General features: G+C 73.5%; 16 protein-coding genes and 1 riboswitch. Of the genes, 10 read left to right on the forward strand and 6 right to left on the reverse strand.

The window, feature by feature from the left end:
- Positions 1 to 206: 206 nt before the first annotated feature.
- A complete protein-coding gene (locus ACWDAS_RS09540) occupies positions 207 to 560 on the forward strand; it encodes a hypothetical protein (RefSeq protein WP_450388292.1) in 354 nt (117 codons plus the stop codon).
- A 16-nt stretch (positions 561 to 576) separates the two neighbouring features.
- Here the strand turns inward: ACWDAS_RS09540 and ACWDAS_RS09545 are convergent, their stop codons facing one another.
- Entirely contained in the window at positions 577 to 1725 is a 1149-nt protein-coding gene (locus ACWDAS_RS09545) for an NlpC/P60 family protein (RefSeq protein WP_450388293.1), read from the reverse strand.
- 8 nt (positions 1726 to 1733) lie between these two features.
- Positions 1734 to 1894: riboswitch (cyclic di-AMP (ydaO/yuaA leader) on the reverse strand.
- A gap of 261 nt (positions 1895 to 2155) precedes the next feature.
- Here ACWDAS_RS09545 and pcrA point away from each other — a divergent pair.
- Positions 2156 to 4591: a DNA helicase PcrA gene (gene pcrA, locus ACWDAS_RS09550; RefSeq protein ID WP_450388294.1), complete on the forward strand. Its 2436-nt coding sequence runs from the start codon at positions 2156 to 2158 to the stop codon at positions 4589 to 4591.
- 100 nt (positions 4592 to 4691) lie between these two features.
- On the opposite strand, the gene ACWDAS_RS09555 is transcribed toward pcrA, so the two are convergent.
- Both ACWDAS_RS09555 and ACWDAS_RS09560 read right to left on the reverse strand, forming a co-directional pair.
- Positions 4692 to 6053 (reverse strand): M23 family metallopeptidase, encoded by a 1362-nt coding sequence (locus ACWDAS_RS09555; protein ID WP_450388295.1) that lies wholly within the window; start codon positions 6051 to 6053, stop codon positions 4692 to 4694.
- 141 nt (positions 6054 to 6194) lie between these two features.
- The gene (locus ACWDAS_RS09560) at positions 6195 to 7013 is read right to left on the reverse strand and encodes an esterase/lipase family protein (protein WP_450388296.1); all 819 of its coding nucleotides are present in this window, start codon (positions 7011 to 7013) and stop codon (positions 6195 to 6197) included.
- A gap of 241 nt (positions 7014 to 7254) precedes the next feature.
- Between ACWDAS_RS09560 and ACWDAS_RS09565 the strand changes: the two genes are divergently transcribed.
- The gene (locus ACWDAS_RS09565; protein WP_450388297.1) at positions 7255 to 7668 is read left to right on the forward strand and encodes a cobalamin B12-binding domain-containing protein; all 414 of its coding nucleotides are present in this window, start codon (positions 7255 to 7257) and stop codon (positions 7666 to 7668) included.
- Positions 7669 to 7790: 122 nt separating this feature from the next.
- On the opposite strand, the gene ACWDAS_RS09570 is transcribed toward ACWDAS_RS09565, so the two are convergent.
- Entirely contained in the window at positions 7791 to 9332 is a 1542-nt protein-coding gene (locus tag ACWDAS_RS09570) for a DUF5691 domain-containing protein (RefSeq protein WP_450388298.1), read from the reverse strand.
- A gap of 44 nt (positions 9333 to 9376) precedes the next feature.
- On the reverse strand, positions 9377 to 10747 hold the full coding sequence (locus ACWDAS_RS09575; RefSeq protein WP_450388299.1) for an SWIM zinc finger family protein: 1371 nt from the start codon (positions 10745 to 10747) through the stop codon (positions 9377 to 9379).
- 165 nt (positions 10748 to 10912) lie between these two features.
- Between ACWDAS_RS09575 and ACWDAS_RS09580 the strand changes: the two genes are divergently transcribed.
- The 7 genes from ACWDAS_RS09580 to sucD all read left to right on the forward strand — a co-directional run bounded on the left by ACWDAS_RS09580 (position 10913) and on the right by sucD (position 19871).
- Positions 10913 to 12001: an ATP-binding protein gene (locus ACWDAS_RS09580; RefSeq protein WP_450388300.1), complete on the forward strand. Its 1089-nt coding sequence runs from the start codon at positions 10913 to 10915 to the stop codon at positions 11999 to 12001.
- Complete coding sequence (locus tag ACWDAS_RS09585; protein ID WP_450388301.1) at positions 11998 to 14328, forward strand: DUF5682 family protein; 2331 nt, start codon at positions 11998 to 12000, stop codon at positions 14326 to 14328. The genes ACWDAS_RS09580 and ACWDAS_RS09585 overlap by 4 nt, the downstream gene beginning before the upstream one ends.
- Positions 14325 to 15494 carry a VWA domain-containing protein gene (locus ACWDAS_RS09590; protein ID WP_450388302.1) on the forward strand — a complete coding sequence of 390 codons (1170 nt, stop codon included), beginning with the start codon at positions 14325 to 14327 and terminating at the stop codon, positions 15492 to 15494. The genes ACWDAS_RS09585 and ACWDAS_RS09590 overlap by 4 nt, the downstream gene beginning before the upstream one ends.
- Positions 15495 to 15597: 103 nt before the next feature.
- Entirely contained in the window at positions 15598 to 16482 is an 885-nt protein-coding gene (locus tag ACWDAS_RS09595) for a hypothetical protein (protein ID WP_450388303.1), read from the forward strand.
- Positions 16483 to 16605: 123 nt separating this feature from the next.
- On the forward strand, positions 16606 to 17508 hold the full coding sequence (locus tag ACWDAS_RS09600; RefSeq protein ID WP_450388304.1) for a hypothetical protein: 903 nt from the start codon (positions 16606 to 16608) through the stop codon (positions 17506 to 17508).
- 283 nt (positions 17509 to 17791) lie between these two features.
- Positions 17792 to 18967: an ADP-forming succinate--CoA ligase subunit beta gene (gene sucC / locus ACWDAS_RS09605; RefSeq protein ID WP_450388305.1), complete on the forward strand. Its 1176-nt coding sequence runs from the start codon at positions 17792 to 17794 to the stop codon at positions 18965 to 18967.
- A gap of 19 nt (positions 18968 to 18986) precedes the next feature.
- Entirely contained in the window at positions 18987 to 19871 is an 885-nt protein-coding gene (sucD, locus tag ACWDAS_RS09610) for a succinate--CoA ligase subunit alpha (RefSeq protein ID WP_450388306.1), read from the forward strand.
- A gap of 82 nt (positions 19872 to 19953) precedes the next feature.
- On the opposite strand, the gene ACWDAS_RS09615 is transcribed toward sucD, so the two are convergent.
- Complete coding sequence (locus tag ACWDAS_RS09615) at positions 19954 to 20934, reverse strand: RNA polymerase sigma factor (RefSeq protein ID WP_450388307.1); 981 nt, start codon at positions 20932 to 20934, stop codon at positions 19954 to 19956.
- Positions 20935 to 21018: the final 84 nt, after the last annotated feature.

Consider the following 21018-nt stretch of genomic DNA (forward strand, 5'->3'; position numbering starts at 1 on the left):
GGCCACCTGGGTCAGGACGCTAAACCTGGACGTCGCGGGGGAGTGCCGGACTGTGCGGGACTGGTCCGATTCGGCCGCGGCCTGCCCGCGGATGACCGCTGTTCGACGGGTGACCTGGTCACTTGCAGTCCGCCCCTGACCGATGTGCCGGAACAGGGCACCCTCGGTGCCGAGCGCTGGTAAGAGCGCGGTTAGGGTCCTGAGCCATGGACGTACTCATCAACCTCTTCGTCGGCCTGCACATCATCGGCATCGCCGCACTGCTGGGCGGCTTCCTCACCCAGATGAAGGCCATGGGGCGCGGCGAGGCCCGCTTCGTGCCGGGCATGCTGCACGGCGCGCTGACCATGCTGGTCACGGGCGCGGTGCTGGTCGGCCTCAACCAGGCCGACGACCAGCCGGTGAACAACATCAAGATCGGTGTGAAGCTCGCGATCCTGGTGGTGATCCTCGGCCTGGTCTACGTCAAGCGCGACGAGGAGAAGGTGTCGGCGGCGGCCTTCGGCACCGTGGGTGCGCTGACCACCGCCAACATCTTCATCGCGGTGCTGTGGACCTGAGCCCTTCCCGGGGCTCTCAGGCCATCCGGGCGTAGCCGTAGATCGGCATCTCGGTGATCGGGGCGATCTTGACGACGGTGCCCGTGTGCGGGGCGTGGATCATCTGGCCGCCGCCGATGTAGAGGCCGACGTGGGTGACGTCCGAGTAGAAGAAGACCAGGTCTCCGGGTTGCAGTTGGTCCGCCGTGACACGGCTGCCGAAGTCGACCTGGTCGTAGGTGGTGCGGGGGATGGAGACTCCCGCGGCCCCCCAGGCGGCCTGGGTCAGGCCCGAGCAGTCGTAGGAGTTCGGGCCGGTGGCGCCGTACACGTACGGCTTGCCCAGCTGGGCGCGGGCGAATTCGATCGCCTTCGCCGCCTTGGCTGCGTAGGTCCCGGACGCCGTGGACGTCGAACCGGACGAGGAGCCCGTGGAGGACCCCGACGAGGCGGTGTCGTTCGCCGCCGCCTCCTGCGCGGCCTTCTCCTTGGCGGCGATCGCCGCGGCCTTGGCGGCGGCCTCCTCCTGGCGCTTCTTCTCCAGCGCCGCCAGCCGCGCCTTCTCCTGGGCGGTGAGGCTGTTCAGCAGCTTCTGCGCCGCAGCCAGCTTCTGCTTGACCGCGGTCTTCTCCGCGCTCAGCCGCTGCTGCGCCTCGGTCAGCTTCTGCAGGCTCTCGACGGCCTCCGCGCGCTTCCGCGTCGTCTCGGCCTGCTGGGTACGGAAGGTCTCCATCGCCTGTTCCTGGCGGTCGGACAGGCGGTTCATCAGATGCGCCTGGTCCAGGAACTGCTGCGGGTCGGATGAGAGCAGGAAGCTGGTCGTCCCGTCCAGACCGCCGCCGCGGTACTGCGCCGCGGCGTACTCGCCTATCGTGCGGCGGGCGTCGTTGAGCGTCTCGGTCTTGCGGGCCACCTGGTCGAGCAGCGCGTCGGCGCGCGCACGCTGCGTCTCGGTCTGCTCCTTGGCGCCGTTGTACCGCTCGGTGGCGGCCTCGGCCTGGTGGTAGAGCCTGTCGACCCGGGCCTTGACCTCGCTGATGGAGGGCTTGTCCGGGGAGGCGGGCGCCGCGCTCGCGCTCTCGCCGAAGAGGGTGACGGTGGCCAGCGCGGCGGTCGTGAGTCCCACGGCGGCGCGGGGGCCGGGAACGGTCAGCGCGCGCGGGCGCGGCTTGCGGTGGGTCGCCAAGTCAGGCGGCTCCTTCCGTGGACCGCCTACCGGGTTAGCTGTCGGGTTCGGGCTTCGGAAGGCCGCCCTACGGTCCGCGCGGGCGCGTGCTGCGCTCGTACGGGCCGATTCACCCCAAGGTCATTGGGTCCCCGGCTCCGGCGGTCGCCGGACTCAGCGGAGGCGGCCCGTGACGGCACGGTCGCCGCCGCGTGGAGCGGACCGCCTGATGCGGCACGGTAGTCAACTGCGGGGGTCTGTGGGAACCCTGGTGTTCGAATTGTCCGCAATCATTTCGTGACCTTCACGATCCGGGGCTCCGCGTGACGGTGCCGCGGCCCCGAGTGACCGTACGCGGGGCCGCGGCCCCGACCGGTCCGGCGGCCCGCCCGGGGCGGGCTCGGGCAAGCGGGGCAACGCTGTCCGTCCCACGGCCTAGACTCGGGAGGCGATGAGCAGCCTCTTTGACGACAGCTTCCTGGCCGGCCTCGAACCGAGGGAGGAGCAGCCCCCGCCGCCTCCCGAGGACGAGCCCGAGACGGTCCCCGACGACCTCTTCGAGGGGCGCTTCGACGTGCCCGTCGACCGGGACGCGTACTACCGGGACGGTGCCCACCGCCCGGCCGTCGACCCGGCCGCGCTGCTGGAGGGGCTCAACGAGCAGCAGCGCGCCGCCGTCGAGCACACCGGCTCCCCGCTGCTCATCGTCGCCGGTGCCGGCTCGGGCAAGACCCGGGTGCTCACCCACCGCATCGCGTACCTGCTGGGTGCCCGCAAGGTGCACCCCGGCCAGATCCTGGCGATCACCTTCACCAACAAGGCCGCCGGGGAGATGAAGGAGCGCGTCGAGCAGCTGGTCGGCCCGCGCGCCAACGTGATGTGGGTCTCCACCTTCCACAGCGCGTGCGTCCGCATCCTGCGCCGCGAGTCCAAGAGGCTCGGCTTCACCTCCAGCTTCTCCATCTACGACGCGGCCGACTCCAAGCGCCTGATGGCCCTGGTCTGCCGCGACCTCGACCTGGACCCGAAGCAGTTCCCGCCGAAGTCCTTCAGCGCCAAGGTCTCCAACCTCAAGAACGAGCTCATCGACGAGGAGACCTTCGCCGGCCAGGCCGAGAACCCCTTCGAGAAGAAGCTCGCCGAGGCCTACGCGATGTACCAGTCGCGGCTGCGCGAGGCCAACGCGCTCGACTTCGACGACATCATCATGACCACGGTCAACCTCCTGCAGGCCTTCCCGGACGTCGCCGAGCACTACCGGCGCCGCTTCCGGCACGTCCTGGTGGACGAGTACCAGGACACCAACCACGCCCAGTACACCCTGGTGCGCGAGCTGGTCGGGACCGGTGACGCGGAGGATGGCGGCGAGGGGCCCGCCGAGCTGTGCGTGGTCGGCGACGCCGACCAGAGCATCTACGCCTTCCGCGGTGCCACCATCCGCAACATCCTCCAGTTCGAGGAGGACTACCCGCAGGCCCGCACGATCCTGCTGGAGCAGAACTACCGCTCCACCCAGAACATCCTGACCGCCGCCAACGCCGTCATCGAGCGCAACGCCTCGCGCCGCCCGAAGAACCTGTGGACGGAGGCCGGGCAGGGCCCGGTCATCACCGGCTACGTCGCCGACCAGGAGCACGACGAGGCGCAGTTCATCGCCGACGAGATCGACCGGCTCACCGACGCCGGCGACGCACGTCCCGGCGAGGTCGCGGTCTTCTACCGCACCAACGCGCAGTCCCGTGTCTTCGAAGAGGTCTTCATCCGCGTCGGACTGCCGTACAAGGTCGTCGGCGGAGTCCGCTTCTACGAGCGCAAGGAGGTCCGGGACGTCCTGGCCTACCTGCGCGTGCTCGCCAACCCCGAGGACACCGTCCCGCTGCGCCGCATCCTGAACGTGCCCAAGCGCGGTATCGGCGAGCGCGCCGAGGCCATGATCGACGCCCTCTCCTCGCGCGAGCGGATCTCCTTCGCGGCCGCGCTGCGCCGGGTCGACGAGGCCTTCGGCATGGCCGCGCGCTCGGTCAACGCCGTCAAGCGCTTCAACGAGCTGCTGGAGGAGCTGCGCACGATCGTGGAGTCCGGCGCCGGTCCCGCCACCGTCCTGGAGGCGGTGCTGGAGCGCACGGGCTACCTGGCCGAGCTCCAGGCCTCCACCGACCCGCAGGACGAGACCCGCATCGAGAACCTCCAGGAACTCGCGGCGGTGGCCCTGGAGTTCGAGCAGGAGCGCACCGAGGAGGAGCCCGGCACGCTCGCCGAGTTCCTGGAGCGGGTCGCGCTGGTCGCCGACTCCGACCAGATCCCGGACGACGACGAGGGCGGCGGCGTCATAACGCTGATGACCCTGCACACCGCCAAGGGCCTGGAGTTCCCGGTGGTCTTCCTGACCGGCATGGAGGACGGGGTCTTCCCGCACATGCGCGCGCTCGGCCAGACCAAGGAGCTGGAGGAGGAGCGCCGGCTCGCCTACGTCGGCATCACGCGGGCGCGGCAGCGGCTGTACGTGACGCGGTCGACCATGCGCAGTGCGTGGGGCCAGCCCTCGTACAACCCGGCCTCCCGGTTCCTGGAGGAGATCCCGGAGCCGCTCATCGAGTGGAGGCGCACGGGTTCCTCCCCGGCACCGTCCGCCTCGGTGTCGGCGGCGGCCTCGATGCTGTCGCGGTCCTCGTCGAAGAGCGGGCCCTCCGGCTTCGCCACACGGCGTACGCAGGACCGGCCGGTCATCGCCCTGGCGGTGGGGGACCGGGTCACCCACGACACGTTCGGGCTGGGCACGGTCGTCTCGGTCGACGGCAGCGGGGACAAGGCCAAGGCCACCATCGACTTCGGCGACGAGCGGCCCAAGGTGCTGCTGCTGCGCTACGCGCCGGTGGAGAAGCTGTAGGGCCTCGCGGTCACGGGGGCCCGGGACCCGGGGTCCGGGGTTTCGCGCCTCGGCCCTCGGGTCGGCTGCCTCCCGGCGGGTGCGGCTCGGTGCGTGCGGCTCAGCGCGGGTCGAGACCGTGCTTCAGCAGCCACGGCAGCGGGTCGATGGCCGCGCCGCCGGCGGGGCGCACCTCGAAGTGCAGGTGCGGTCCGGTGGAGTTGCCGGAATTGCCGGAATAGGCGATGACCTCGCCGGCCTTGACCGAGCCCGAGCGGATCTTGGTGCTGCTCAGGTGGCAGTACCAGGTCTCGGTACCGTCCGGGGCGGTCACTATGGCCATGTTGCCGTAGGCGCTGTTCCACTGGGTGCGCACGACGCCGTCGGTCGCGGCCATCACCGGGGTGCCGTAGTCCACCGGGAAGTCGATGCCGGTGTGGACCGACATCCAGTTCACGCCCGCCTGGCCGAAGTAGGCGCTGAGGCCGTGCTGCTTCACCGGGAGCAGGAACTTGGGGCGCAGTTCCTCCTTGCGGGCCGCCTCCGCCGCCTTCCTCGCCCGCTCGAGCGCCTGGCGCTCCTTGAGGTCGATGCGCTCCTGGGTGCGGCTGGCGCGGTCGGCGAAGTCGTCGACGTCCCGGTTGACTCCGGCGAGCTGCTGGTCGAGTTTCGTGGTCGGGGCGTTGGCCGCCTCGGGAGCGCCGTCGGCCTGGGTGCGGCTGCTGTCTGCGTCCTCGGTGTTCACGGTGACGGCGGCGGCGCAGGCCGCGACGCCCATGACCGCCACGGAGGGGACGGCGACGGTGAGCAGCGCCGAACGCCGTGCCGGGCGGCGCCGGCGGCTGCCGCCGGCGCCGCGCGAGCGCGGCACGGCGGCCACTGCGGTGTCACCCTCGTACTCGGGGTCCAGCTCCGGTTCCGCGTCGTCGTCGGCGGCGTCGGGGTCCGGGGCGACGTCGTACGCGTCGGCCCCGTAGGGCTCGCTCTCGTAAGACTCGGCCTCGTAGGGCTCGGAGTCGTACCCGTCGGGCTCGTACGCCTGCGGCCGGTAGGCCTCGGGGGCGTGGGCTCCGGTGTCGTACTGCTCCGGCTGCTCGTAGGTGCGGGGCGCGGGCACGTGGCCGTGCGCGGCCTCGGGCTCCTCGTAGCCGTGGACGGCCGTGTGCTCGTACTGCGCGTAGTCGTAGGCCGCCGCGGGCTGGGCCTGCGCGGGGTCCGGATGCCAGGTGCCGGTGGTCGTGCCCGTGTAGTCGCCGTAGGCGGGGGCGGCCGGCGTCGAGGGCCAGTACGCGGTCGCGGTCGTGTCGTACGAGCCGGTGGTGTAGGACCCCGTGTCGTAGGCGGGGTAGCCCTGGCAGGCGCCGAAGAGGGGGTCGTCATCCGCATGGGCAGCACCCACGGGCGCGTACGAGGCGTCGGAATAGCCCTCGTACCCGTAGGCGCTGTACTCGGGGGCGTACCCCGCCGGATGACGGTCGTTCACCGCTTCTCTTTCGCCTCGGCAGCAGGAGAATTAGCGGCGACTGTATCCCCCTGCGGCCGACGGCCACAATCTTCGGCAGGATTCAGGCATCCCCGATGCGTTGTGTTCGATGGCCTTTCGATGGTTATGGGTGCAAGGCCGTCAAGCCGCGTCCACGGCCCCCGACGCCAGCTCCTCGCCCAGCAGCGCCTGCCGGACTCCGGCGGCGATCGCCGCGTGGACCGGCATGGTCAGATGCCCGACCCCCGCCACATGGACGTTCCGGGCGATGAGGTCGGGGTGGTCCAGACGGGCGGCCTCGACCGGGCTCATCAGCTCGTCCAGATCACTCCAGAACGCCACGAACCGGGTACGGCAGCCGGGTGCCGGCTTGGCCAGCTCTTCGATGAGGTCGGAGTTGGGCCGCATCTGGCGGACGATGGGGTGCGGGTTCAGCAGCGGTGCCGCCCGGGTCCCGGCGTGCGGGGTGCCCAGGGTGACCACGGTGCGCACCCGCGTGTCGCCGCCCAGCCGCTGCGCGTAGTAGCGGGCGATGAGCCCACCGAGGCTGTGGCCCACGATGTCCACCTGGTGGTGCCCCGTCTGCTCGCAGATCTGTTCGACATGACGCCCGAGGAGGGCCGCCGCCGTGCGGATGTCGCAGGTCAGCGGCGAGTAGTTGAGCGCCTGCACATGCGGCCAGCCGTGCCGGCGAAGTGAACGGCGCAGCATCGCGAACACCGAACGGTTGTCCACGAAGCCGTGCAGCAGGAGCACCGGTGGATGGCTCCGGCCCGCGGTGGGGAGGCGGGGCGGTTCCTCGGAGTCGCCGGCCGGCGGCTGCGGCCCGCGTTCCTGGAAGATGCCGGTCGGGTAGAGGAAGACATGCCCGGTGAGAATGGCGATCTCGATCGCGGCGGCTCGTACGTAGGCCGCCTGGCGCACCAGGCGATCTCCGACACCGAAAGACAGGACGCCCATGGCCTACCTCCCGTGGGCACACGGAGACGGCCCTGTCCCCCGTGCGCCGAGAACGCGACGGCCCGTGTCGCCTGCCGAACGATGGACGACCACGGGCCGAACGCGTTTCTAACGTGAACGTGTCCCATGTGTGATTTCCCCCTCGGGGCACTTCGTGAAACTGTCCGCACGGGGGATGCTGGCGATAACGTTCGTTCACGCATGTGCCCGCTGAGCGCAGCAATCGTGTATGGAGGCAGCGATGGGAGTGTCCGGACCGATCCGTGTGGTGGTCGCCAAACCGGGCCTGGACGGCCACGACCGCGGGGCCAAGGTCATCGCGCGGGCGCTGCGGGACGCCGGCATGGAGGTCATCTACACCGGTCTCCACCAGACGCCCGAGCAGATCGTGGACACCGCGATCCAGGAGGACGCCGACGCGATCGGGCTGTCCATCCTCTCGGGTGCCCACATGACGCTCTTCGCCAAGGTGATCGAGCTGCTCCAGGAGCGTGACGCGGCCGACATCAAGGTCTTCGGCGGGGGGATCATCCCGGAGGCGGACATCGCCCCGCTGCGGGAACTGGGCGTGGCCGCGATCTTCACCCCGGGCACGCCGACCACCGAGGTCGTCGCCTGGGTGAACGACAACCTGCGGCAGCCCGCGCAGGCCTGACCGGAGGCGGGCGGCGCCGGCGGGCGGGGCGCGGGCGCCGACGCCGCCGGCGTCACCGGCCCAGCGGCGTCACCGGCCTGCCGGCCCCAACGGCGTCACCGGCCCACCGTGCCGCGGTCGGCTCAGGCCAGTTCCTCAAGCATGGCGGCCCGCAGGCGCAAGGTGCCGACGAGCCGCTGGAAGGCCTCCGCCCAGTACGCCCCGGCGCCCGGGGAGGTGTCGGCGGACTCCGCCGGCACCGCGGCCAGCGGGGCCGCGCGATCGGCCTCCGCCGGATCCAGGCAGCGCTCGGCCAGGCCCATCACCCCGCTGAAGCTCCACGGGTAGCTGCCCGCGTCCCGCGCGATGTCCAGGGCGTCCACCACCGCGCTGCCCAGGGGCTCCGCCCAGGGCACGGCGCACACCGCGAGCATCTGGAACGCCTCCGACAGGCCGTGCGCGGCGATGAAGCGGGCCACCCACTGCGCCCGCTCCGGTGCCGGGAGGATCGACAGCAGCTTCGCCGGGTCCCCGACGGGGCTGACGGCCGTCGCCGGAGTCGGGGCCGGGCCCAGCAGGGCGCGGGCCCAGGCCGCGTCCCCCTGGCGCACCGCGGCCCGGCACCACGCAGCGTGCAGATCGGCCTGCCAGTCGTCGGCGACCGGCAGCGCGATGATCTCCTCGGGCGTCCGGCCGCCGAAGCGCGCCGGCCATGTGCCGAGCGGCGCCGCGTCCACCACCTGGCCGAACCACCACGCGCGCTCCCCGCGCCCCGCGGGCGGTATCGCCACCACACCGTCGCGTTCCATGGCGGTGTCGCACTCGTAGGGCGCCTCCACCGTGATCCGGCCGCCCGCCGGATCCCACGCGACGCACGTCCTGGCCCGTGCGGCCATCCGGGTGGCGAGCGCGGAGCCGGGCAGGGCCGACAGCAGTTCCGCGGCGGTGGCGCGCACATTGCGACTGCGGTCGGCGAGTGCCTGCTCCAGGAACGGCTCGTCGGCCGGCGACAGGCCCTCGCGCAGCGAGTCCAGGAACATCAGCCGGTCCTCGGCCCGCTCGCCGGCCCATCCGGAACGCAGCAGCTCCAGCGCCTGCCCCGGGTCGCGGGCCCGCAGCCGGGCCAGCAGGGACACCCGTTCGGCGAAGAGCCCCTCCTCCCACAGCGCCCGCACGGCCCGCGGGTCAGCGACGTCCGGCACGACACCCGGCGCCCCGGCGCGCAGCGCGAACCGCCAGTCCGCGTTCAGCTCGGCCAGCCACAGCCCGCGCGGTCCGGCCAGCGCCAACGCTTCGGGCCGCAGATCGGTCCGCGCGCGGGCGGCGTCCAGGAGCGCGGGCAGCAGCTCGGGCGGGGCCGCGTAGCCCCGCGCGTTCGCCTCGGCCAGCCACTGCGGCAGCAACTCGGCCAGGTTGGGGGCGGCTCCGCGCCGGCTGCCCCCGCCGCCCCCGACGGAGCGGTCCGCCAGGAGCAGGGACAGCCGTCGCCGTGCCGCGTCGGGCAGTGGCGGCCGCGGGTCGTCCGGCGCCGCGGCCGGCCGCGCCCCCGCGGTGGCCGGCCGCAGTCCGGCACGACGCCGTACGACGGCGAGGGCGGCGCAGTCCAGCAGCTCCGCGGGTGTGCCGCCTCTGCGGTCGGTGCCGAGCAGCGCGGTGCCGACCAGCTCGGCCCAGGTCTTCGTCATCGTTCCCCCTTCGTCGTCGTCTCCGCGACGGCCGGCCGCCGGGCTCACGCCGTCAGCCGCACCGGCCCCGTGTCCGCGCCGTCCCAGGCCGTGAGGGGCCGGAAGCCCTGGTGGCCGAGCTCGCCGAACACCGTCAGCGGGTGGCCCCCCGAGACCGCCGCGAGGCGCCACAGCCCCGCCCCGGCACCGGCGCCTCCCGCCGGGACCGGGACCGCGTCCTTCCCCGCCGCGTCCGCCACCTGCCAGCCCGTCCCGCCCGGTATCGGCACGACACCGGCGAGCACGACGGGCCACGAGTCCAGCCACGGATCGCCGGCCAGGGCCTCGCCGTACGCGGTGAGCGCCGCCGCGACCGGCACGCCCGGCGGCATCCGGCCGGGCAGAGGGGCGCCGTGCCGCGGTCCGAGCGCCGCCCGCAGTGGATGGGCCCCGGGGTGGAAGGCCAGCTCCGCGTCGAGGCGGAGGCCGACCGGGAGCGCCGGTTCGGGCGCCCGGCCCGCCGCCCCGAAGGACAGCAGCAGCGCGGTCCGGCCGGTGGCCTCGCCGTGCAGCCACGTCCGGCGGGTGGTGAGGCGGTCGTCGGCGGTGTCGTGCTGTGCCAGGACCAGCCAGTGGTCGCGCACGGTCGGCCCGGCCAGCAGCTCCGCCGAATCCACCGTGAAGCCGATCCGGGACCGCACGGTGGCCGCCAGCGGCTCCGGCAGCCGGTCCTCCAGCAGATAGCCCCTGGCCAGCAGATGCAGCAGGGCCGTCTCCTCCAGCAGCCGCGAAGGCCAGTCGCCGCCCGCCCCGGGCAGCGCGCCCAGCTCGCGCACCCGGGAGGCGAGTCCGGGGGCCTGGGCGTCGACCATGCGCGCCGCCGTCTCGTCCCAGCGCTGATACCCCTCGCGGTCCGCCCCGGCCAGACCGCCCCGCAGCAGGTCCGCCAGCCGCCGCTCCAGCTCCGTGGCCCCGGCGGCGACCCGCCCCGCCCGGCGTTCGGCCCGTTTCCGCGCCGCCTCCGGGTCACCGCCGCCGGACGTGCCGCGCTCGCCCTGGGACCTGCGCTCCTCGCGCGCGCGGCGCGCGTCGATCCACTCGGTGACCCAGTCGGGCCGGCCGTCCCCGCCGGCGGCCGGCCCGACCTCGCCCCCGGCCCAGAGGAGGAGCAGCCCGAGCGCGTGCTTGCAGGGGAATTTCCGGCTGGGACAACTGCACCTGCAGCCGGGCCCGGCCGTGTCGACCACCGTCCGGTACGGCTCGCCGCCGCTGCCCGGGCACAGCCCCCACACCGCGGTGTCCCAGGACCCCGTCCCGGACCACCGCGCGGCCGTCGCCAGCCCTGTCCCCGCCTTGCGCGACGACGCGTCCGGCGCGAGTGCCAGGACCTGGTCGGCGGTCCACCGCTCCGGCCGCTGTTCGTCCATCCCGTCCATGGCGACGACGGTACGGGCGGGCACTGACAAACGGCCCTGACCTGCGGGTTCTTGACGGTGGACCGGGATTGTCAGTGGGGTGCGCCATCGTGGGAAACGCGGACGCCCCCGGGGGCTGACGGGGCGTCCGCACCATCCGCTCCACGTGAGAACAGGGGGAGAACCATGTCCGTGGACACCGCACTCCGGCCGCACGCCGAAGACGCGTTCGCCCATGAGCTCAAGGCTCTCGCGGCGGCCGACGACAGACCGCGTCCGGCCCGGTGGAATCTGTCACCGTGGGCGGTCGCCACGTATCTGCTGGGCGGCGAGCTCCCCGACGGCACCGTCGTCACACCCAAGTACGTGGGCCCGCGGCGGATCGTCGAGGTCGCCGTCAGCACCCTCGCGACCGACCGGGCCCTGCTGCTGCTCGGCGTCCCGGGCACCGCGAAGACCTGGGTCTCCGAGCATCTCGCGGCCGCCGTCAGCGGTGACTCCACACTGCTCGTGCAGGGCACCGCGGGCACCCCGGAGGAGGCCATCCGCTACGGCTGGAACTACGCCCGGCTGCTCACCAACGGGCCGAGCCGGGAGGCCCTGGTCCCGAGCCCGGTCATGCGGGCCATGGCCGAGGGGCGCATCGCGCGCGTGGAGGAGCTGACCCGTATCCCCGCGGACGTGCAGGACACCCTCATCACCATCCTCTCGGAGAAGACGCTGCCGATACCGGAGCTGGGCGACCAGACCCAGGCGGTGCGCGGGTTCAACCTCATCGCGACCGCCAACGACCGGGACCGGGGCGTCAACGACCTGTCCAGCGCGCTGCGCCGGCGCTTCAACACGGTCGTGCTGCCGCTGCCCGCGACCGTGGAGGAGGAGGTCGACATCGTCAGCCGCCGGGTGGGCCAGCTCGGGCGTTCGCTGGAACTGCCGGCCGCCCCCGAGGGCGCGGACGAGATCCGCCGGGTGGTCACCGTCTTCCGTGAACTGCGCGGCGGCGTCACCGCCGACGGGCGCACCAGGGTGAAGTCCCCCTCCGGCACGCTCTCCACGGCCGAGGCGATCTCGGTGGTCACCAACGGCCTGGCCCTGGCCGCGCACTTCGGCGACGGCGTGCTGCGCGCCGGGGACGTCGCCGCCGGGATCCTCGGCGCGGTGGTCCGCGACCCGGCCGCCGACCGCGTGGTGTGGCAGGAGTATCTGGAGACCGTGGTCCGGGAGCGCGAGGGCTGGAAGGACTTCTACCGCGCCTGCCGCGAGGTGACGCCGTGACCGGTGCGGAGGGGGTGGCGCTGCTGGGGGTGCGGCACCACGGCCCGGGCTCGGCACGCGGCGTGCGCGCCGCCCTCGACCGGCTGGAGCCGCGGATCGTGCTCGTCGAGGGCCCGCCGGAGGCGGACGCGGTGCTGGGGCTCGCCGCGGATCCGGGGATGCGGCCGCCGGTCGCCCTGCTCGCCCATGTCGTCGACGAGCCGTCCCGGGCCGGCTTCTGGCCGTTCGCGGAGTTCTCCCCGGAGTGGGAGGCGATCCGCTGGGCGGCCGGACGCGGGGTGCCGGTGCGCTTCATCGATCTGCCCGCCGCGCACTCGCTCGTGCTGCGGGAGGAGACGGACGCGCCTGAGGGACAGGGGAGAAGAGAGGAGGAGAGGGAAGAAGGGGATGGGGATATGGCCGGCGCGGCGGACGCGCGCGTCGACCCGCTCGCGGTGCTCGCGCGGACGGCCGGCTACGACGACCCCGAGCGATGGTGGGAGGACGCGGTCGAGCACCGCGGCGGGGACGCGGAGGGGGACGCCGACCCGCTCGCCGCGTTCGGGGCGCTCGCCGAGGCGATGGAGGCGCTGCGCGGGGCGTACGGCGACGGTGGCCACCCGCAGGACGCGGTGCGCGAGGCGCACATGCGGCTGCGGATACGGGAGGCGCGCCGCGCGCACGGGAGCGTGGCCGTGGTGTGCGGGGCCTGGCATGTGCCCGCGCTCGCCCGCGACGCAGGGGTGACCGCCGACCGGGCCCTGCTCAAGGGCCTGCCCAAGGCGAAGGTCGAGGTCACCTGGGTGCCCTGGACACACCGCAGGCTCTCCCGCGCCAGCGGCTACGGGGCCGGCATCGACTCCCCCGGCTGGTACCGCCATCTGTTCACCGCGCCCGACCGTCCGGTGGCGCGGTGGATGACCAAGGTCGCCGGCCTGCTCCGGGAGGAGGATCTGCCGGTCTCCTCCGCGCACGTCATCGAGGCGGTGCGGCTCGCCGACACCCTCGCCACCCTGCGCGGGCGCCCCCTTGCCGGGCTGGGCGAGACCACCGACGCGATACGGGCGGTGATGTGCGACGGATCGGACGTGCCGCTGGCGCTGATACGGGACCGGCTCGTCGTGGGGGACGTGCTGGGCGAGGTCCCGGAGGGCGCCCCGGCGGTGCCGCTCGCCCGCGACCTGGCGCGCGAGCAGCGCAGGCTGCGGATGAAGCCGGAGGCCCCGGAGAAGGAGGTGGACCTGGACCTGCGCAAGGACACCGACGCGGGCCGCAGCCGCCTGCTGCACCGGCTGCGGATGCTCGGCGTCCACTGGGGCGAGCCGGCCCGTTCCCGTACGGCCGCCACCGGCACCTTCCGCGAGAGCTGGCGGCTGCGCTGGGAGCCGGAGCTGGCGGTGCGGGTCGCCGAGGCGGGGGTGTGGGGCACCACCGTGGAATCCGCGGCCACCGCCCGGGCCGAGGACGCGGCGGTGACCGCGGGCACGCTCGCCGACGTGACGGGCCTGGCCGAACGCTGCCTGCTCGCCGGGCTGCCGGACGCCCTGCCGAAGGTGATGCGGGTGCTCGCCGACCGCGCCGCGCTCGACGCGGACGTCGCGCACCTCGCTCAGGCGCTGCCGGCGCTTGTGCGCTCCGTTCGCTACGGCGACGTGCGGGGGACGGACGCGGAGGCGCTGCGCGAGGTCGCGTGGGGGCTCGCGGAGCGGGTCTGCGTGGGCCTGCCGCCCGCGTGCGCGGGGCTCGACGCGGACGGCGCGGGTGAGATGCGCGGGCACGTCGAGGGTGTGCAGCAGGCCCTGGTCCTGCTCGGCGACGACGCGCTGCGCGACCGCTGGGCGGGGGTGCTGCGGACGCTGGCCGTGCGCGACCGGGGCGTACCGGGGCTGCTGCGCGGGAGCGCCGCACGGCTGCTGCTCGACGACGGGCGGCTGGATCCCGCGGAGGTGGCCCGGCTGATGGGGCTCGCCCTGTCGCACGGCACGCCCCCGCAGGAGGCTGCCGCCTGGGTCGAGGGGTTCCTCGCCGGTGGCGGGATGCTGCTGGTCCACGACGAACGGCTGCTCGCGCTGGTCGACGGCTGGCTGTCCGGGGTCCCGGCGGCGGCCTTCGACGACGTACTGCCGCTGCTGCGGCGCACGTTCGGCGGGTTCGACCGGGGGGTGCGGCGCACGGTGGGGGAGCTGGTGCGGCGGGGCCCGGCGGGCGGGAGAGCGGTGGACGGAGACGCGGGGGAGGGCCTCGCGGGCTTCGGCCCGCGGCTCGACGAGGAGCGGGCGGGGGCGGCGCTGTCCACCGCACGGCTGCTGCTGGGTCTCGGCGAACGGACGGGGGGTCAGGACACATGACGGATGTGGACGCCGGCGAGCGGCTGCGGCGCTGGCGGATGGTGCTGGGCGGTGGTCCCGCCGACGGCACGGGACGGCAGCTCACCGGCCGGGACGCGGCGATGGACCAGGCACTGGAGGCGCTCTACGGGACCGCCCCCCGCGACGGCGGGGGGTCGCCCGCCCCCCGGAGCGCGGGCCTGGGAGGCTCGGCGCCGCAGGTGGCGCGCTGGCTGGGGGACATCCGCAGGTACTTCCCCAGCAGCGTCGTGCAGGTGATGCAGCGTGACGCCATCGACAGGCTCGGGCTGTCCGCGCTGCTGCTGGAGCCGGAGATGCTGGAGGCGGTCGAGGCCGACGTCCACCTGGTCGGCACCCTGCTCTCGCTGAACAAGGCGATGCCCGAGACGACGAAGGAGACGGCGCGGGCCGTCGTCCGCAAGGTCGTGGACGACCTGGAGAAGCGCCTGGCGGCCCGGACCCGGGCCACGCTCACCGGCGCTCTGGACCGTTCCGCGCGGGTGAACCGCCCCCGGCACGGGGACATCGACTGGGACCGCACGATCCGCGCCAACCTCCGGCACTACCTGCCCGAGCACGGCACGGTCGTGCCCGAGCGGCTGATCGGCCACGGCCGCGCCTCGCAGGCGGTCAAGAAGGACGTGGTGCTCTGCATCGACCAGTCGGGATCGATGGCGGCCTCCGTGGTCTACGCGTCCGTCTTCGGCGCCGTCCTCGCCTCGATGCGCAGCATCGACACCCGGCTCGTCGTCTTCGACACCTCGGTCGTCGACCTGACCGACCATCTGGACGACCCGGTCGACGTGCTGTTCGGCACCCGGCTCGGCGGCGGCACCGACATCAACAGGGCGCTGGCCTACTGCCAGTCCCACATCACGCGGCCCGCGGAGACGGTCGTCGTGCTCATCAGCGACCTCTACGAGGGCGGCATACGCGACGAGATGCTCAAGCGGGTCGCGGCCATGAAGGCCTCCGGTGTGCAGTTCGTCGCACTCCTGGCGCTGTCGGACGAGGGCGCGCCCTCCTACGACCGGGAACACGCGGCGGCGCTCGCGGCGCTGGGGGCACCGGCGTTCGCCTGCACCCCGGATCTCTTCCCCGAGGTCATGGCCGCCGCCATCGAAAAGCGGCCCCTGCCCGTACCGGATCTGGCGACCCGTCAGTGACATCGGGCTTGCGCGGGCCCCGACCCCCTGTGCGAGGATGCCACCCCGTGCTTCCGGAACACCGCGTTCCGTCCGATTCCATACGGTGGAGGACCCCCCGACCGTGACGTCCGTGACCGCGTTCCCGCAGCCGCGCACCGCCGTGTGCGTACTGCGGGCGGCGGCGCGGTCGCGTGCGCTGCGGATCGCGGTGTTCCTCGGCGCGTTGCTGGTCCTCGGCTTCCTCTTCGGGGACCGCGCGCAGGCGAACGAGCCGCCCACCGCGCCGGCTTCGGCGGCCGTGGCGGCGGCGGCCCCGTCCGGCGACGGCTCGCTGCGCCCCGTGGCCCGGGTCGTTCAGCGCCAGGACACGAGGTCACCGTCCGGGACGGCGGCCCGTCCGGCCGCCCGGGGCGGGCGCATCGCCGACCCCGTCCATGACACCGCCCGCGCGCTCCCCGGCACCGACGCCGCCGAGCCGGCCCTCAGCGGCACCCGCACGTCCGTCCGCGGCGCGCTGCGCGGGGGCCACCTGTCCCCGGTCGCGCTCACCGGGCCCGTACTGGACGTTCTTCCGCCCCGGGCCGCGAACCTGGTCCCGCGGCCTGTCGTGCCCGGCACGGCACCGTCCGCCGGTTCCCCGGCGCCCGGCGCCGCACCGGCGGATGCCGCCACCGCGCCCCGCGAGGGCCTCGTGCGGAAGGCGCCGCGGTTCGGCCCGACGTCCTTCCCGGCGGCGGGCCTCCCCGGCCCGCCCGGCACGGACACGCGACGAGCCGCGGTGAGCGCCGGCGGCGACGACGGCCCGTTCCGCCTCCCGGCCGGCCGGGACGGTGGCGACCCCGTCACCACGACGGCGCAGTACAGGTCCTCCTCCGGCGGCGACCCGCAGGCCGCCGCGTTCTCCGCCGCGGCCTTCCCGCGGCCCGCGACCGGTGTCCGCGGCCGTAGGGCCGGTACGGCGCCGCTCCTCGAGCAGTACCGCGAAGTCCTCGAATTCCCCGGCTAGGGCAGCCCTCTCCCCCCGCTCCGTGACCTGCCGCGCGGGGGCGGAACAGGTCTGCCCAGCCGGATGATCCCCTCTTCGCACGGGTGATCTCCGATCCATCGCACCCGAAGGATCCGAACCACCATGAACCAGGCAATCCGTCGTTCCCTCTATGTGGCCGCCACCGCGAGCGGCATCGTCGCGATCGGTGCCGCGTCCGCCAACGCCGCCGAACTGCCCATGCGCCCCGTGTCGGTGCCCGACGTCGCCGTCGACACCGCGGAGGCCGCGCACGCGAAGGCCACCGCCGAGGTGTCCGCCGTCGCCGAGACCGATGCGACGGCCCGTGCCGCCCAAACGACCGGCACCGCCACCGAGGCCGCGGGCGCGGCCACCCGCGCCGCCTCCGGCGTCGAGGTCCCTGCCGCCGGCGACGAGATCGACTACCTCTTCGGCCCCCTGTCCGCCTTCGCCCCCCACCTGGAGACCGAGCGGGCCCAGGACGCCGTGACCGCCGCCGGTCCCGTCGTCGACGGCACCGCGCAGGACGCGCTGCCCCCGCTGGCCGTGAGGACGGTCGGCGCGGCGACCCCCGTCGCCGGCCGGACCGTGGGCGACGCCGGGGTGCTCGCCCAGGACGTCGTGGCGGACGTCACGCCGTTCGCGACCGGAGTGGCGGGCGAGGTGAACCCCTTCGCCACCGGCGTCGCCGGCCAGGTGCCGCCCTTCGCCGGCGGTGTCGCGGACGGTGCCGCCGTCTTCGCCGACGGCACCGCGGACGCGGTCGCGCCGGCCGCGCGGGCCGTCGTGGCCGGCACCCGGCCCCTCGCGGACGGTGTCGCCGGCGACAGCGGCGGCCTCGGCGAGGGCGTCGCCTACCGCACCGGCCCGCTCACCGGCGGCGTGGCGAGCTACGTGCGGCCGTTCGTGAAGGACGTGACGGTCACCGCGGGGGACGACGCCACGCCGCTCGCCTCCAGCGCCGCCTCCGGTGTCCGGGGCGTCGCCCGGGCGGCAGTCCCCGGCCCCGTCCAGCACCTGGGCTGACCGGTTCACCGGTCCGCCGTACCGGCCGGGCGGCTCCCGCGAAGGAGAGCGGGAGCCGCCCGTTCGGCTGGTCTGTGACTGTTCTCACCGCTCTCGCGCCATCTCCGATTTACCCGTGCCGCCCATGCGGCGATAACCTGCGAGACGGACATGCCGCGTGCTCGGCCGACGTGTGCGCCCCCCGTACGACCGTACGCATGGATCGTTACGAAGACGTCAGCGACGACCGCCCCCGGCACGCTCACGCAGACAACGAACCCGCGATTACCAAGGACGGACGCGCGTGGACCTGTTCGAGTACCAGGCGAGGGACCTCTTCGCCAAGCACGGTGTACCGGTGCTGGCCGGTGAAGTCATCGACACGCCTGAGGCGGCGCGCGAGGTCGCGGAGCGACTCGGTGGCAAGGCTGTCGTCAAGGCTCAGGTGAAGACCGGCGGCCGTGGCAAGGCAGGCGGCGTGAAGGTGGCGTCGGACCCCGAGGACGCGGTGGCGAAGGCCCAGCAGATCCTCGGCATGGACATCAAGGGCCACACGGTCCACAAGGTGATGCTGGCGGAGCTGGCCCCGGAGATCGCCTCCGAGTACTACGTCTCCTTCCTCCTCGACCGCGCCAACCGGACCTTCCTGGCGATCGCGTCCGTCGAGGGCGGCATGGAGATCGAGGAGGTGGCGGCCACCAACCCCGACGCCGTCGCCAAGATCCCGGTGGACGCCATCGAGGGCGTGACCCCGGAGAAGGCCCGCGAGATCGTCGAGGCGGCCAACTTCCCGGCCGACGTCGCCGACCAGGTCACCGAGATCCTGCAGACCCTGTGGAAGACCTTCATCTCCGAGGACGCGCTCCTCGTCGAGGTCAACCCGCTCGCCAAGGTCGCCGACGGCCGCGTCATCGCGCTCGACGGCAAGGTCTCCCTGGACGAGAACGCCGACTTCCGCCAGCCGGAGCACGAGGCGCTGGTCGACCACGCCGCCGCCAACCCGCTGGAGGCCGCGGCCAAGGCCAAGGGCCTCAACTACGTCAAGCTCGACGGCGAGGTCGGCATCATCGGCAACGGCGCGGGTCTCGTCATGAGCACCCTGGACGTCGTCGCCTACGCCGGTGAGGGCCACGGCAACGTCAAGCCCGCCAACTTCCTGGACATCGGCGGTGGGGCGTCCGCCGAGGTCATGGCCAACGGTCTCGAGATCATCCTCGGCGACCCGGACGTCAAGTCCGTCTTCGTCAACGTCTTCGGCGGCATCACCGCCTGCGACGCCGTCGCCAACGGCATCGTCCAGGCCCTGGAGCTGCTGAAGTCCAAGGGCGAAGAGGTCACCAAGCCGCTCGTCGTCCGTCTGGACGGCAACAACGCGGAGCTCGGTCGGCAGATCCTGACCGACGCCAACCACCCGCTCGTGGAGCAGGTCGACACCATGGACGGCGCCGCCGAGCGCGCCGCCGAGCTGGCTGCGAAGTAAGGGACAAGGTCACCACATCATGGCTATCTTCCTGACCAAGGAAAGCAAGGTCATCGTCCAGGGGATGACCGGTTCCGAGGGCACCAAGCACACCCGGCGCATGCTCGCCTCCGGCACCAACATCGTCGGCGGTGTGAACCCGCGCAAGGCCGGCACCAGCGTGGACTTCGACGGCACCGAGGTGCCGGTCTTCGGCTCCGTCGCCGAGGCCATGGAGAAGACCGGTGCCGACGTCACCGTCATCTTCGTCCCGCCGAAGTTCGCCAAGGACGCGGTCATCGAGGCCATCGACGCCGAGATCCCGCTCGCGGTCGTGATCACCGAGGGCATCGCCGTCCACGACACCGCCTCCTTCTGGGCGTACGCGGGCAGCAAGGGCAGCAAGACCCGGATCATCGGCCCCAACTGCCCCGGCCTGATCACCCCCGGCCAGTCCAACGCGGGCATCATCCCGGCCGACATCACCACGTCCGGCCGCATCGGTCTGGTGTCGAAGTCCGGCACGCTGACCTACCAGATGATGTACGAGCTCAGCGACATCGGCTTCTCCTCCGCCGTCGGCATCGGTGGTGACCCGATCATCGGCACCACCCACATCGACGCGCTCAAGGCGTTCCAGGACGACCCCGAGACCGACCTGATCGTCATGATCGGCGAGATCGGCGGCGACGCCGAGGAGCGTGCCGCGGCCTTCATCGCCGAGCACGTCACCAAGCCGGTGGTCGGCTACGTCGCGGGCTTCACCGCGCCCGAGGGCAAGACCATGGGCCACGCCGGTGCCATCGTCTCCGGCTCCTCCGGCACCGCCCAGGCGAAGAAGGAGGCCCTCGAGGCCGCCGGCGTCAAGGTCGGCAAGACCCCGTCGGAGACGGCCCGCCTCGCGCGCGCCATCCTGCAGGGCTGATCCTCACCTCCGTACGGAGGGCAACGCACGCGGGCCCGCTCCCCTCGGGGGGCGGGCCCGCGTCCGTGCCAGGGGGCGGGTGTCAGGGCGCGGGCGCGGAGGTCCGGTGCCCGACGTGATCGCGTTCGGCGGACACGCGGTCGCTCAGCGGCCCGAAGATCAGCCCGATCGCGGTCACCAGCGCTATCACGGCCGTCACCACCACCGCTCCCACCGTGCGGACCCGCAGCCACTGCTCGCTGAGCTCGCGCACCATGGCCGCCGGGAACTCCGGCTGCGGCTGCTCGTCCAGCAGGTCGCCGAGCCGGGCGGCCATCCCCTCGCCCAGGGCGGCACGGGCCCGGACGATCCGCTCGGCGGTCGCCGAGGTGGTGGCCATGCTCTCCTCCGCCGTACGCCGCAGACTCAGGCCCAGGCCGTCGTGGAGGAACACGGCGTGCCGGGCGCCCCGCGGCAGCCGCTGGAAGAGGCTGCGCTCCCTGGGCGGAGTGCGGTACCAGGGCACCAGCTGCTGCCAGGAGGCGAGGGCGTGGTGGTGCGCCTCCGCACGGACCCATCCGGCCGGATCGGGGTCGACGGCGACCTCGGGCCACCGCTGCCAGGCCAGGTCGAAGGCGCGGTGCACGGCGTGCCGGGCCAACCGTATGTTGCCGGTGAGCAGCTCGACCTGGCGGAGAAGGGCGGGGGCGTTGCGGATGTAGAGCGCGTCGAAGGCGGCCTGGGCCGCCTCGGCGATCCGTACGGCATCCGCCTCGGTGACCTCCGCGGTCTCCGTGGCGCCCGCCGTCCGTCCCTCGGGCGGACCGGGCGGACCGGGTGCCGGGGCGGGGCCGCGGCCGCTTCCGCCCCGTGACCCCGTCGCCATGGACGGTGCGGTGCTCCCGGCCCCCGCGGACTCCACGTGCTCTGCGGGCACGGCGGATTCCCCCGGCCCGGCCGCCTGCGCGACCTGCGGGGTCTTCGCGGCGTTCCCGGCCCTCGTCGCCTTCGGGTCCTTGGCCGGCTGGGAACGCCTTCGCTTCCTGAGGCCCTTGGCGGCCTTTGTCGTGGATGTGCGGCTCATGCGATCGACCACTCGGATCGAATGAAGAAACGCATAACGTCATATTCGGCGACACGACGGGCATTCGCATGCTGCCACGGCGAA

It is taken from the genome of Streptomyces sp. NPDC001070, assembly GCF_053598835.1.